Here is a 14,366-nt window from a genome sequence, read left to right as displayed (position 1 = left end):
ACTCAAGTTTACAGGCTCAATGAGAAAGATTGTATTAATGAGCGCATTGGCACTGTGCGCGCTTACCACCATGGTAACCGCTCAGTCTAAGCACTCTTTCACCCTTGCAAAGAAAGACTTCTTGCTCGATGGTAAACCTTATCAGATCATCAGCGGGGAAATGCATCCGGCACGTATCCCCAAAGAATACTGGAAACACAGGATTCAGATGGCTAAAGCTATGGGATGTAATACCATTGCCGCTTATGTATTCTGGAACTATCATGAACAGGAGGAAGGCAAATTCGACTTCAGCTCTGAGAACAGGGATATTGCTGCGTTTGTGAAGCTGGTACAGGAAGAAGGCATGTGGGTATTATTACGTCCGGGACCTTATGTATGTGCGGAATGGGAATTCGGTGGATTACCACCTTACCTGTTACGCATCCCGGACATTAAAGTGCGTTGTATGGACCCGCGGTATATGGCGGCTACTGAACGTTATGTGAAGGCATTAGCTGAACAGGTGAAGGGCCTGCAGGTAACAAATGGTGGTCCTATCCTGATGGTACAGGTAGAGAACGAATATGGCAGCTTTGGTAACGACAAACAGTATTTATACAAACTGAAAGAGCTGTGGGAGCAGAATGGCATCAATGTACCGTTCTATACAGCAGATGGTCCTGCAGCGCCATTATTGGAAGCAGGTAGTGTACCAGGTGCTGCCATCGGACTGGATTCCGGTAGTTCAGAAGGAGACTTTGCCGCTGCGAATAAGCAGAACCCTGACGTACCATCGTTCAGTAGCGAGTCTTATCCCGGCTGGCTGACTCACTGGGGAGAGAAATGGGCACGTCCTGATAAGGCAGGTATTGTGAAGGAAGTGAAGTTCCTCATGGATACCAAACGCTCCTTCAACCTCTATGTGATCCACGGAGGAACCAATTTCGGCTTCACAGCGGGCGCTAACTCCGGTGGTAAGGGGTATGAGCCGGACCTGACCTCTTACGACTATGACGCGCCTATAAATGAGCAAGGTGCAGCTACTGAAAAGTACATGGCATTACGTGAAGCGATCGGCTCCTACAGCAAGAAGAAACTGCCAGCTATTCCGGCGCCTATTCCTACTATTACCATTCCGGATATCACACTGAAACCTTATACCAGCGTATGGGAAAACCTGCCCGCTGCCCTAAAGTCTGTTCAGCCTAAAACATTCGAGGCTTACGGACAGGACTATGGTTTCATGGTGTATAAAACAACCCTCGTTGGTCATAAGAGCGGCAAGCTGGATATAGTGGAACTACATGACTATGCGACCGTATTCCTGAATGGACAATACGTGGGTAAGATAGATCGTCGCCTGGGAGAACACAGCATTGACCTGCCTAAATCAGATGTAAAAGATCCTGTACTGGAAATACTGGTAGAAGGTATGGGCCGTATCAACTTCGCACAGGCATTGATCGACCGTAAGGGTATCACTGACCGTGTAACCCTGAATGGTATGACACTGATGAACTGGGAAGTATCCGGCCTGCCTATGAAGAGCGAATTCGTACAGCAGCTGCAGCCTGCAAAATCAGGAGAGGTGAAACCGGGCGAGTTCTTTAAAGGCACCTTCATCCTGGCCAACACCGGCGATACTTACCTGGACATGACCAACTTTAAGAAAGGCATGGTATGGGTAAATGGTCATAACCTGGGTCGTTACTGGGAGATCGGTCCGCAGAAGAGATTATATTGTCCTGCACCATGGCTGAAGAAAGGAGAAAATGAGATCGTGGTACTGGACCAGCATCAGCTGGAAGCTGCGACAGTGAAAGGAGAGAAGACATTGGAGTAAGGAAAGAAACATCCGTAGATAAAAGAAACAGCAGTAAGCGTAAAAGACTGTTTAAAAGAAAGCCCCCGGAAAGAGAGACTTCCCGGGGGCTTTTCTTTTTAAACAGCTGATTATTTCTTCGTGATCCTCGCTACATAACCGCCACCCTTGGCCAGCTTTACAGTAAGCTTCGAGTGATTGTCTATAGTACCGGATTCCATTTTACAATCTTTGGCATTCCTGTCTGCATTGATCCCATCTTTCCAGCTATCGATCTTATAACTGCCTTCGGGCAGGAAAGAAAGATCGATGCTCAGTTCGCGTGGTGTCCAGTCGGTCATGGCGCCGACGTACCAGTCGCCGTTAGGGGCTTGTCTGGCAACAGCAACATATTCGCCCACCTTTGCATGTAAAGGAATGGTTTGCTGCCAGGTGGTAGGCACTGTTTTCAGGAACTCCATCGCCACCGGCTCATGATAGTAATGCGTAGGCAGGTCGCAGAGCATCTGTAACGGACTTTCAAACACCACATACATCGCCAGCTGGTTGCAGCGGGTGCCCAGTGTCATTGGTTCCGAAGGTACTGCTGCCCAGCTGTCGCGCTGTACGTTCAGCATACCGCCTGGTGTGAAGTCCATCGGACCAGCCGCCATTCTGATGAACGGAATGGTAGTCGTATGCTCCGGCGTGATCCAGTCGGCAAACTTACTGATCTCATTACCCAGTACACCTTCGGATGTCAGCACATTCGGATGGGTGCGGAGCCAGCCGGTAGGCTTGTAGGCGCCATGGAAATCCACCATCAGTTTACGGGCCGCCGCGGCTTTAGATACCTTTTCGTAGTAGTTGACCATCTCCTGGTCATCGCGCTGCATAAAGTCGACTTTAATGCCTTTTACACCCCATTCCTGGAACTTGTCCAGCGCCATGTCCAGTTGTTTGTCCAGTACCAGCCAGCTGGTCCAGAGCAGGATATTAACGTTCTTTGTTTTGGCATAATCCACCAGCTCTTTAACGTCGATACCGGGTGTTAACTTCATCAGGTCACGGGTATCGCACCAGCCTTCATCCAGCAGCACGTATTCGATGCCATATTTCGAAGCGAAGTCGATATAATACTTGTAGGTATCATTGTTGATACCGGCGCGGAAATCCACGTCGTAGATGTTGTTATAATGCCACCAGTCCCACTGCACCTTACCTGGTTTTACCCAGCTATAGTCGCCGGTAGCAGGAGGGGCCAGCTGATACACCAGTTGATTGGTGAGCAGGTCGCCATCCTGGCGGGCTATCATCACGATCCTCCAGGGGAAGGATTGCGGGCCCTGGATATAGGCCAGATAATTCTCACGGGAACTTATCTCTTCGTCCCTGTCGCTGGTCACTTTCTTTTCATGCGGATAGGCGGGGAAGACGGCTTTTAATTTACCGCCGCCCTGGCCCAGCAGCCACATACCGGCGTAGTTGAACAGACCGGATTCTGTCACCAGCAGTTTGGTGTTTTTTACTTCGAATAAAGCGGGCAGACTGGCCAGTTTCTTATCGTCCAGGCTGTCCAACTTATAATTGATGTATTTGCGTTCGTTGTGGGAGAACATGCCCTCTTCCTGGGGATACCAGGAACGGCCTTCTTTATCCATCACAAAACCCGCCTGTTCATCCAGCACCTTATAAGATTTCTTGCTACTGGTGATCCAATGCCAGGCGATCCCATTGTCATAGGCTCTCCATTCCAGCGCCAGGCCGTTGGTAAAATCGAGGTGCAGCTCATTGTACTTGTCAGCGATGGTCTTCGTTTTCTGCATGATAACAGGAGTGAGGGTACCATCATGAGTACCTGGGCGGGCCTTGCTGACTTTCCATGCGCCCGGCTTTTCGGCATCCGTTCTGAACGATACCAGGGAAGGTGCGATCAGTTCCTTATTGTCCTGCGAGAGACTATAAGAAATATCAGTACCAACAGTAACCCTGAGTGTTACTGATTTGTCGGGAGAGACAACTGTGTAATGTTGCTGAGCGTGGATACCGGATAAGTAAAAAAGAAAAATTCCTGTTATGGACAGGCCTTTGTACGTCATTATTCGTGGAAGTTTAGTGTCTTTTTTCTAGTGTGATCAGTTGGCTATCAGTGCGGCAGCAGCCCATAGTATAGGCGCCTGGCCGTGGAGATCGCCGGTCACACGGGAACGGTTCAGATAATATTGCTGATCGTTCTTTTTGTTGGTGCCTTCGCAAACGTCTTTCACGTCGCCGGCTTCATTGATATATCTCACCAGTGCGGTCCATGCGTTCCTGGCTACGATACCGTACTCTTTTTCATCCAGCCAGCCTTTCTTCACGCCCACTATGATAGCGTAAGTGAACATGCCGGAGCAGGAAGTCTCTGCAAAGGAGGTTGGATCGTCGAGCAGCTGGTGCCAGAGGTAGTTTTTGTCCTGCATTTTCTTCACGGAGGCCATCATTTTCTTGTAGCCGTCCATGATCCTTGCTCTGTCGGTATGATTGTTCGGCAGGGCGCTGAGCAGTTCTGTCATACCAGCGGCCATCCAGCCATTACCGCGGCCCCAGAGGAAGGGAGCGTCTGTAGCATGGTAGAACAGGCCATCTGGTTGCTGAATGGCATCCAGGTATACGACCATTTCTCTGGCAGCACGGTCGAGGTATTCCTTATTGCCGGTGGCGCGGAAGGCTTCTACCTGCAACAGGGTGATCATGTACATGTCATCGATCCACATACGGGTTTGCCAGGAGAGTCCTTTGGATTGCAGTTCCTGCTGGTTGGGCAGCGGATTTTCAGGCAGTTCCCATTGCTTGTCGGCAAAGTTTTTACCATCTTCGAGATACTTCGACTGATTGGTCTGCACGTACAATTCCAGTGGAACGGCGCCAAACACGCTGTGGTCAACGTGGTCTGGCTTTGGCATCAGGCTGTGGGATTGTGCCATCAAAGGCTCATAACGCGCAGCCAGCTTTTCTGCCAGCTCTTTGTTGCCGCTTGCTTTTGCAAACTGCAGCGCGCCATACCAGGTACATACTTCAGGATAGGTAATGGATTGCGGAGCACCCGGATTGCCAAAATTTGAAAATGGCCCCGCCACATAGTGGTTGGCAACAAATAACCCAATTACGGCTGGCTCTGTCCCCATTGGCCAGTCCTTAAAAACCTTCTGAGCAGATACGGTACCAGACGGTACCAGCAGGGCCGTTAAAGCCATGATTGCCAGGTGTATTCTCAATTTGCGCATACAATGCTAATTATCAGGGTTGTAAATAGTAACATAAAAAATGACGAACGATTGCGTAAAGTAATATATTAATATTCTGCATGCAAATTGTGGCGTGAAAATTTATATGACGGAGGCAAATTTGGGGATAAAAGCTTAACTTAGGAATAAAGGGTCATTTTCCATTCTTCACACCTAAATTACCTCGTTATGGGAACTGTACGTGATATCCTTCGGGTGAAAGGCCATGTGGTTTATTCAATCCAGCCAAATGATACTGTATTTGACGCATTAAGCGTACTCGTAAACAAAAATGTAGGGGCACTGGTTGTACTCAGCGAAAACGACAAAGTAGTGGGTATCTTCTCAGAACGTGACTACGCCCGCCGGGTGATCCTCAAAGGCAGGGCATCCAAAGAAACGCTGATCAGCGAAATTATGACGGAGAATCCCTTTACGGTAACGGAAGACAATAGTATCCAGGACTGTATGGTAAAAATGACGGATAAACATATCCGCCATTTACCGGTTACAGATGACCAGCAAAGACTGGTCGGCATGATCTCCATTGGTGATGTCGTAAAGTATGTGATCGATGAACAGCAGTTCATCATCGACAATCTGGAAGGTTATATAAAGGGTACGCGTTAACCGCCTACCCTTTGTTGTTCACTACCGGCTTCCCTGTCGCGGGCTGCCTTGATATTGCTGTTACCAAAGTTCCATGTAAAGGCGAGGTTTACACGCCTGTTCTGCCAGCGGTTGTTGATGTACATGTCAATGTTCTCAAACTTCGCGCTACCGCGGAACTGTTCCCTGTTAGTGATGTCAGAAACATTCAGCTTGATGGTCATCTTTTTGTTCATCAGCTGCTTCTGTACGCCTAAGCCAATGGCATAGGAGGGCTTTATTTTGTATACTCCCCATACGAACGGACTCTCATAATAGCCGTTGACCTCAAATTTCCAGTCGTCCGGTAATGTGAACGTGTGTGTGGTTTGATAGTTCAGGCCGAATGTATTTGTCTTCAGGTTGACAGTAGTATCCTTGATGTTATAGTAATTGTAGTTGCCATTGATATTGTTGGTGATATTCCACCATTTGAAAGGATCGATCGGAATGGTCAGGGAGACGTTGTACACATAACTGCGTTCGAAATTCCTGTCGTAGTAAGTCGTTACTTTAGTGGTGTCATTCTGCACCATATATTCCAGCACGATATTCTTGGTCATGCTGTAAGATACCGCCATCACATATTTCTGTTTGAAAGTATAACTCAGCTCCGCCTTATGCGTGTATTCCGGCAGCATATAAGGATTTCCTTTGAAGTAATTGTATTTGTCAATGTAAAATACAAAAGGGTTCAGGTCACCGTAATTCGGTCTGGAAATACGCTTGGAATAATTCAATCCGATCTTATGCGATTCACTCAGTTTCTGATCGAATGAGAAGCTGGGGAAGAAGTCCAGGTAAGACCGTTTCACATGCGATTGCAGGGTAACGGAATAACCGTCAGATTTTGTCTGTTCCGCACGTAGACCCAATTGAATATCCGTGTTATGGATCGTCTTCTTGAAGATGGCGTATGCGGCATAGACATCCTCAGTATAAACGAACTGATTGCTCTGGGTAATGGCGTTCACGTACTTCCCGTTTAACAGGGAGTCATACCTGAGATTATTATCCGTCTTCACGGAGCTGATCTTAAAACCGGTCTCCATTTTGGTGGTCTTGTTGAAAGGCAGTATGAGGTCTGCTTTCACACTCCGGATGGTCACTTCGTTGATAGGTCTGTTGAGGATCGCATGTGTGTTCCTGACAGGATTTACAACATAGTACATGCTGTCGTTCAGCGTCATGTAGTTATTGTCCTTGAATCTTGCCCAGTCAGCATCAAAGCTGATTTCTGTTCCCAAAGTATCCAGCTGGCCTTTATAGTTGAGGTTAAATGAGACATTGGAAAAATTGTTCCTGACATAGGTCCCCGCGTACAGCGTAGAATCCAGTTTACCATTGCTACTGATAGGCGTATGGTTAAAGCCGTCCTGGTTGAAGGAGTTGTCATATCCTCTCATCAGTACACCGATGGTATGTTTGGACGTCAGGAAATAATCAAGCCCTACTTTATAGTTATTGTTTTTGAAACTGCGCCTGTTAAATGCATTCAGTTCAAAGAACTGCGGAACATCTCCCTGGATGTGACGCGCCAGGTAACGGGTCTGGAAGAAACCCCTGTCGCCTTTGTTGTAGTTACCGAAGGCGTTGAATTTCTCCGTCCGCCAGTTCAGGTTGATGCCTGCATTATAGAACCCGTATTTACCGGCACCTGCACCCAGGTTAATGGAACCATTGATACCGGTGATAATGGTTTTCTTGGTCTTGATATTAATGATCCCGCTTTTACCGGCGGCGTCATATTTGGCGGAGGGACTGGTAATGATCTCGATGGTGGCAATATTTTCTGCAGGAAGGCTTCTCAGCAGGTTAGCCAGCTGTTCGCCCGACAGGTAGGTCAGCTTACCATCCAGCATGATGGTAGCACCCTGGTTGCCCTGAAGGATGACGTTATCGTCTTTGTCTATCTGTACACCCGGCGCCCTTTTTAAGACGTCCAGGGCAGTACCGCCGGATGCCGCCAGGCTGCTTTCCACGTTTAATACGGTAGCACCGTTCTTTCTTTCAATGAAAGGTTTCTGAGCGGTTACATTCACTGCCTGCAAGGTTTTGCTGGCTTGCGACAGGCTTAAGGTGGGTAACTGTACCAGCTGGTGGCTGGCATCAATGGTGAAGGCCGATGTGCTGGTAGATGTATAGCCCATTAAGGTGGCTTCGATGAAATATTTACCTTCGGTAACCTTATCGAAGGTGCAGCTTCCTTCCTGGGAGCTGAGTTCCCCCTTTACAAGGGAGGAATCCTTCACATGACGCAGCAATACGTTTGTAAAGGGTAGGGGTTGCCCGTTTGTTTCTGTTGTTTTGACGGTGATCTTTCCCGAAACATGTTGGGCATAAATGGTCCCTGTTCCGGCGATAGCCAGGAACATAATAAGCAAAATTCTTTTCATAAAGTTTAGATCTCAGAGTGACGGCATGGCTGTGTCTTAACTGGCGCTACCCACTCTTGCCCTATGCTGAGCAGGTAGAAAGGAAGCATCTCAGGAGTAGTGCTGCCTGCATGTTCCGTTCGCAGTTGATGCAAAGCCCTGCCCTCCAGTGCAATAATGGCAAGGATACCCAGGGTTATGACGACGATGATGGATACCTTTTTCATGCAGGTTGTTTTTAAATAGACGACCGGGTACAGAAAAGGTTGCAAAAAGGTATGAAAAATTATTTCAGCAGGCGTTGAATTGTGATGAGTGATCGTTGCTCCAGTAGTACGGTCCTGTCTTTACTCAATTCTTCCAGCAGGCCATCCTGGTTGTAACGCACGGTCAGTAATTCCAAACCTTCGTTATATGAGACTTTAAAATCATTGTGCAGCTCTTTCATCAGCTGTTCGATCTTTTCAGGGTTATTATCGACACAGCAGGAGAAACTGATGGCTGCATTCTGCATTAAATTTATCTTGATCTTCAGCTTGTGGAAGCGCTCATATACGTCGCTGATCCGGTCTTCTGTAATGAAATCGAAGTTACGGGAAGTAATGGTCAGCAGTACCTGATTTTTCTTCAATACTATGATGGGCGGTAACTGCTTTGTGTCGGTTTCTTCCTTGATGACGGTGCCCGGCAGGTCTTTGTTCAGAAAGCTCTTTACATACAGGGGAATCTGTTTGTTCTGCAGCGGTTTGATCGTTTTCGGATGGATCACCTGTGCACCGTAATACGCCATTTCAATCACCTCACTATAGGTGATCTCAGGGATATTGATCGTATTGGGAAATAATTTAGGGTCTGCGTTCTTAAGGCCTTCCACATCTTTCCAGATGGTCTGGCTTTCCGCATTCAGCAAGTTGGCAAATACGGCGGCAGAATAGTCACTGCCTTCACGGCCCAGGGTCACGCTTTCATTCTGGTCTGTACTGCCAATAAAGCCCTGGGTAATCACGATATTATGCTGCTTAAAGAGTGGCAATACCTTTTCCTGCACATTCTGACCGGTGACTGTCCAGTCGATATTGGCATCACGGAAGGTATCGTCGGTACGGAATACATCCCGTACGTCCATCCATATGTTGCCTACGCCTGCCAGGTTAAAATAGGCGCTTACGATGGCTGTACTGAGCAGCTCACCCAGGCTCACCAGCTGGTCGTAATAGTAGTCGTAGGAGCGATTCGGTTTTTCTCCCAGCGTCCATTCAGCCTCAGTAAAGAATTGCTGTAACTGGGTGAACAAGGGATTGTCGCGGGTACTCAGTAGTTTATCCGCTACCTCGAGGTGTTGTTGCTCAATGTTATACAGCAGCTGGGAGGCTATTTCACGTTTGCGCAGATAGAAGTTCTGGGCGACCTTTTCCAGTTCATTCGTCGTCTTTCCCATGGCCGATATAACGATCAGGAGTTGCTGGTCCGGGAATGACTGTACGATGGCTGCAACCTGCTGAATACGTTCAACACTTTCTAAACTTGCACCGCCAAATTTGAAAACCTTCATATATGCTTAATCTTCCGTGAAAAAAATACGGGGCAAAGTAAGGCAACTTTAAATTTGTTTTAAAATTTGTTTGCCTTAAAATGACAGTTCCATTAAAATAGCGCCTGTTTCGGTAAATTAGCTAAAGGAAGAATGCATGTGGCAGCTCACAGTTATGAGAAAACTAATCCATTATACATGAATAGAAAAGTTATGACCCTGGACGAATTCACTATCCAGGAGCTTAGGAATTACCCCGGCGCTACAGGACAACTGTCTGGTTTACTGCGTGATATAGGTCTGGCCGCGAAGCGTGTCAATGTAGAGGTCAACAAGGCCGGTATTGCCGATATCCTCGGTGAGGCAGGAAAGATCAATGTACAGGGGGAAGCGGTCAAGATGCTGGACGAATTCGCCAATGACCAGTTCATCAGCTCCTTACGTAGCAGTATCTATTGCTGTGGCGTCGCTTCGGAAGAAGAGGAGAACTTCATCGCTTTTGACGATGAGTACTCCAAAAACTCCAAGTACATCGTTTTGCTGGACCCCCTGGACGGATCGGGCAATATAGACGTGAACGTGTCTATCGGCACCATCTTTTCCGTATATCGCCGGCTTACACCAACGGGTAGTGTCTGCGAACTGGAAGACTTCCTCCAGCCAGGTTATGTGCAGATTGCCGCAGGGTATGTCATCTACGGTTCTTCTACCATGCTGGTATATGCTACTCGCCGTAGTGTACAGGGCTTCACCCTCGATCCTTCCATCGGGGAATTCTGCCTGTCGCACCCCAATCTGAAATGTCCTCCGGAAAGCGACATTTTCTCCGTCAATATCGGCTATTACCATCTGTACGAGGACAGGATCCGTAAGGCCATCGACTACTTCCTGGCCAAGACCGAGCATGACAAGATCTATCGTCACCGTTTTGTCGGTTGTATGGTGGCGGAGGTGCATCGTACCCTGATCCAGGGCGGTATTTTCATGTATCCTGCCTTTGGAAAATATGCAGGGGGACGTTTGCGTTTATGTTATGAGTGCAACCCGATGTCCTTCATCATGGAAAAAGCTGGCGGACTGGCAATGGCGACCGGCAAACAGCGTCTTCTGGAGCTGAAACCATCCAAATTACACCAGCGGGTACCTGTCTTTTTAGGGTCAAAAAACATGATGGATGTATGGCAACGAATAGTAAATAGTTAGAAAAAAAGAGAAATATGAGCTTTTGGTATAACTATTGCTAAACCTGCACTGGTTATATTTGTCTAATTTTAATTTATACCATACACACTACTATGACCCGGAAGCTCACATTTACCGTATTTTTAGCTGCATTGACCTTTCATTTGCTCGTATTTTCCTGTTCCAGGTCGGCAGTACCGGCCAAAAGCACGCCTGTCAAGGGAACTCCCCCAGCGGCTGTCAGCGATGGGGACGGGGATGCCAAATTGATAAAGGATATCCTTTACTACACGAATGAGTTCAGGGCGTCAAAAGGATTGCCGCCGCTGAAACTCGAATCCTATTGTTCTCAGCTGGCGCAGAAGCATAGTGAGAACATGGCGGCTGGGAAAGTGCCTTTTGGACATGACCAGTTTGAGATCCGTAATGACGCTGTGACGTTGAAGTTCCATGGGGTGTCTGGGGTAGGCGAGAATGTCGCCTATGGTACCCTGGATGCGAAAGGTGTTGTGGATGGTTGGATTAAGAGCCCTGGTCACCGCCGGAATATGCTGGGAGATTTCAATATGATTGGTATTGGAGCTGCGCCTAAAGGAAGGATCACTTACTTTACGCAGTTTTTTGTGAAGAAATAAGCTTTGTTTTTTTTAAGCGCCCTTTTTCTGTTGGATTTGAGTATTTATGACTCGGGTTTGATTGGGAAAAGGGCGTTGCTCATTTTATTTATGCTGGTTACGCTAAGTAGCTTCGGTTTCAGTATGGGATGTCGGTCGGCGCCTCTCTGGAGGGCTATTGAGTGTTGCCGGGGTTTCTTTTTTCCGCTAAGTAGCTTCGGTTTCAATATGGGATGGCGATCGGCGCTTCTCTGGAGGGCTATTGAGTGTTGCCGGGGTTTCTTTTTTTACGCTAAGTAGATTCGGTTTCAGTATGGGATGTCGGTCGGCGCCTCTCTGGAATGCTATTTCGCGTTGTCAAGCGAATTTGGGGTGGGATATCCATTAGGCTGCATCTGTCGTGTCACCGGAGAGCCGAAGGCCCGACATTCCCATCTGAAACCGGTGCTACTTCCGCTGTCTTAATGTGACTATTACGGTTATCCTCGTTAGGACAATCCTTGCTACTGACGCTCTTTCTGGTGATGTCCGGTCTTTCTTGTAGAGGGAAATTTTAATGAACGCTTTGATCGTTTTAATTTTAATTGGTGTTCTTAGCTAACACACCTATAGCTGCTCCTGTACCTGCTCCTATACCTGCTCCTGAGATGGTCATAATCCCTTCTTTTATCGTCATAAAGTCGCTTTTTACCTTATGGGCTTGCAGCCTGTCGCTATTTGCATTAATTTAGTCGCATGGAAAAGAGGAAGATTATTGAAGTAAAGGACCTGGTAAAGACATACGGCGATTTTACGGCAGTTAAAGGCATCAGCTTTGATGTATACGAACATGAGATCTTCGGATTGTTAGGTCCCAATGGGGCCGGTAAATCCACTACCCTTGAGATCATTGAGACACTCCGGGATAAGACCTCAGGGACAGTGATCGTGGATGGTATCGACCTGGACAAAGACCCTGAATCTATCAAGAAACTGATAGGGGTACAGCTGCAGAGTTCCGGTTACTATCCCAGGCTCAACCTGACAGAACTGATCACCCTTTTCTGCGGCCTGTATAACCAGGATGTAAATCCGAAGGAATTACTCGCCTCCTTTAACCTGGAAGATAAGGCGAAAGCCTATTTTAAAGACCTCTCCGGCGGACAAAAACAACGGTTTTCCATCGCTACAACCCTCATCAATAAACCCAAGATCATCTTCCTGGATGAGCCTACCACCGGTCTGGATCCTCAGGCAAGACGTAACCTCTGGGACCTGATCCTGGAAGTACGCTCAAAAGGCACTACCGTCGTCATCACCACCCACTATATGGATGAAGCAGAATTCCTGTGTGATCGCTGCGCTATCGTAGATAGCGGGAAGATCATCGCACTGGCATCTCCTGATGCGCTCATCGATCAACTGGTAGCAGGTGGCTTCGAACGGAAGAAAGAGGTGAAAAAGGCGAACCTGGAAGATGTGTTCATTCATATGACAGGGAAAGGGCTGAGAGAAGAGTAAACGGGCATAGGACTCCATAGGAGTCCCTTTGTTTGTAGCCCCGGGTTGCAAACCCGGGGATGATAATTCGGATAATGATTCCGGATAATGATGGTGGTCGATGATTGCGGATGTTGATTCATGAATGATCAATTTAAATTCCTAAAAACCAGATAATGGATCTTGAGCAATTAAAATATCCCATTGGGAAATATGAGGCGCCTGCTGAAATCAGTGCTTCCATACTAAAGGGATATATCAATGACATCAGATATTTGCCTTCATTGGTGGAAATAGCCGTTCAGACATTGGATGCTGCACAACTGGCAACGCCTTACAGACCTGATGGCTGGATGGTATCGCAGGTAGTGCATCACCTGGTAGATAGTCATACCAATGCATTGACCCGTTTCAAATGGGCCCTGACAGAAGATAATCCTACTATCAAGGCATACAATGAAGCTGCCTGGGCGCAGTTGCCGGATGTCGCAAAGACACCGATCAACGTATCATTGACTTTATTGCATGCTTTACATACCCGCTGGGTGAACCTCATGGAGGGCCTTACGGAAGAGCAATGGCAACGTACCTTTGTACATCCTGAAAGCGGAAAGACCTTTGTATTGAAGGCTGTTGCCGGCACTTATTCCTGGCATGGCAAACATCACCTGGCACATATAGAAAGGCTGAAAGAGAGAAATAACTGGAAATAAATCATTAAACAGCAGGATTATGGCATCGTTAGAGTGGAAGACTTTAAGTTCGGAATACATCTACAAAAGCAATTGGTTAACAGCACGCAAAGATACTTGTGAAACGCCCAGTGGCAAGATTGTTGACGCTTACTATGTACTCGAATACAACGACTGGGTCAATTGTGTGGCAGTAACTGCCGACGGACGTATCGTGATGGTGAGACAGTTCAGACAGGGCATCGGGAAGACGGTACTGGAGATCCCTGGGGGTACCATGGATGATACCGATCCTAATCCGGAATTTGCAATGCGCAGAGAGTTGCTGGAAGAGACAGGATATGATTTTGAAAAGCTGATTCCCTTGGGTGCAGTAGCACCGAATCCTGCATCCAGCAATAACCTGACACACATGTTCCTGGCTACCGGCGGCAGGAAAGTGCAGGAACAGGACCTCGATGAGAATGAAGAGATCGAAGTAGTGCTGATGGACCTGGAAGATGTAGAAACGCTGTTAAAGGAAAATAAGATCCTGCAAAGCCTGCATGTAACATGCCTGTTCTATGCATTGTTGAAGTTGAAAGAGTTGAAGTTATAATTAGTCAGGTGACTAACCTTTTTATAGAGTAAGTTTATAGAGTAAGAGGGTGTCTCAAAAATAAAGAGGCACCCTCTTTATTTTTATATACGGCAGTATAGAGTGCTATATATTGATTGTTATTTATCTGGGACAAATCTAGCTGGAATGCGGTATAGTGTATTATATAGATATTGGGCAGATATTTGAGTGTTATTT

Annotated in this window: 12 protein-coding genes; 7 read left to right on the top strand and 5 right to left on the bottom strand. The window is 47.3% G+C overall.

The window, feature by feature from the left end; translation table 11 throughout:
- Positions 1-19 precede the first annotated feature (19 nt).
- The gene (locus CLV42_RS25690; RefSeq protein ID WP_106604801.1) at positions 20-1,825 is read left to right on the top strand and encodes a glycoside hydrolase family 35 protein; all 1,806 of its coding nucleotides are present in this window, start codon (positions 20-22) and stop codon (positions 1,823-1,825) included.
- A 110-nt stretch (positions 1,826-1,935) separates the two neighbouring features.
- Here the strand turns inward: CLV42_RS25690 and CLV42_RS25685 are convergent, their stop codons facing one another.
- Positions 1,936-3,882, bottom strand: a complete 1,947-nt coding sequence (locus CLV42_RS25685) for a glycoside hydrolase family 97 protein (RefSeq protein ID WP_106604800.1) — start codon at positions 3,880-3,882, stop codon at positions 1,936-1,938.
- A gap of 36 nt (positions 3,883-3,918) precedes the next feature.
- Positions 3,919-5,049: a glycoside hydrolase family 88/105 protein gene (locus tag CLV42_RS25680; protein WP_106604799.1), complete on the bottom strand. Its 1,131-nt coding sequence runs from the start codon at positions 5,047-5,049 to the stop codon at positions 3,919-3,921.
- Between the two features lie 189 nt (positions 5,050-5,238).
- Here CLV42_RS25680 and CLV42_RS25675 point away from each other — a divergent pair, with 189 nt between their 5' ends.
- Positions 5,239-5,679, top strand: coding sequence for a CBS domain-containing protein (locus CLV42_RS25675; RefSeq protein ID WP_106604798.1), 441 nt, complete (start codon positions 5,239-5,241; stop codon positions 5,677-5,679).
- Here CLV42_RS25675 and CLV42_RS25670 read toward each other — a convergent pair.
- The 3 genes from CLV42_RS25670 to CLV42_RS25660 are packed head-to-tail and all read right to left on the bottom strand — an operon-like array spanning position 5,676 to position 9,624.
- A complete protein-coding gene (locus CLV42_RS25670) occupies positions 5,676-8,093 on the bottom strand; it encodes an outer membrane beta-barrel protein (protein ID WP_106604797.1) in 2,418 nt (805 codons plus the stop codon). The two genes, CLV42_RS25675 and CLV42_RS25670, sit on opposite strands and share 4 nt — an antisense overlap.
- 5 nt (positions 8,094-8,098) lie before the next feature.
- A complete protein-coding gene (locus CLV42_RS25665) occupies positions 8,099-8,299 on the bottom strand; it encodes a hypothetical protein (protein ID WP_106604796.1) in 201 nt (66 codons plus the stop codon).
- A gap of 59 nt (positions 8,300-8,358) precedes the next feature.
- Positions 8,359-9,624 (bottom strand): aspartate kinase, encoded by a 1,266-nt coding sequence (locus CLV42_RS25660; protein ID WP_106604795.1) that lies wholly within the window; start codon positions 9,622-9,624, stop codon positions 8,359-8,361.
- A 177-nt stretch (positions 9,625-9,801) separates the two neighbouring features.
- On the opposite strand from CLV42_RS25660, the gene fbp reads away from it, so the two are divergent.
- From fbp to CLV42_RS25635, 5 genes are all read left to right on the top strand, one after another.
- Complete coding sequence (fbp, locus tag CLV42_RS25655) at positions 9,802-10,806, top strand: class 1 fructose-bisphosphatase (protein WP_106604968.1); 1,005 nt, start codon at positions 9,802-9,804, stop codon at positions 10,804-10,806.
- A 92-nt stretch (positions 10,807-10,898) separates the two neighbouring features.
- On the top strand, positions 10,899-11,420 hold the full coding sequence (locus CLV42_RS25650) for a CAP domain-containing protein (RefSeq protein ID WP_106604794.1): 522 nt from the start codon (positions 10,899-10,901) through the stop codon (positions 11,418-11,420).
- Between the two features lie 714 nt (positions 11,421-12,134).
- The gene (locus tag CLV42_RS25645; protein WP_106604793.1) at positions 12,135-12,899 is read left to right on the top strand and encodes an ABC transporter ATP-binding protein; all 765 of its coding nucleotides are present in this window, start codon (positions 12,135-12,137) and stop codon (positions 12,897-12,899) included.
- Positions 12,900-13,054: 155 nt separating this feature from the next.
- Positions 13,055-13,591, top strand: coding sequence for a YfiT family bacillithiol transferase (locus CLV42_RS25640; protein ID WP_106604792.1), 537 nt, complete (start codon positions 13,055-13,057; stop codon positions 13,589-13,591).
- Between the two features lie 19 nt (positions 13,592-13,610).
- Positions 13,611-14,168, top strand: a complete 558-nt coding sequence (locus tag CLV42_RS25635) for an NUDIX hydrolase (RefSeq protein WP_106604791.1) — start codon at positions 13,611-13,613, stop codon at positions 14,166-14,168.
- Positions 14,169-14,366: the final 198 nt, after the last annotated feature.

It is taken from the genome of Chitinophaga ginsengisoli, assembly GCF_003014595.1.
GTDB classification, from domain to species: domain Bacteria; phylum Bacteroidota; class Bacteroidia; order Chitinophagales; family Chitinophagaceae; genus Chitinophaga; species Chitinophaga ginsengisoli.
The sequence above is the reverse complement of the archived record's forward strand: the minus strand, read 5'-3'. Positions and strand labels throughout refer to the sequence as shown.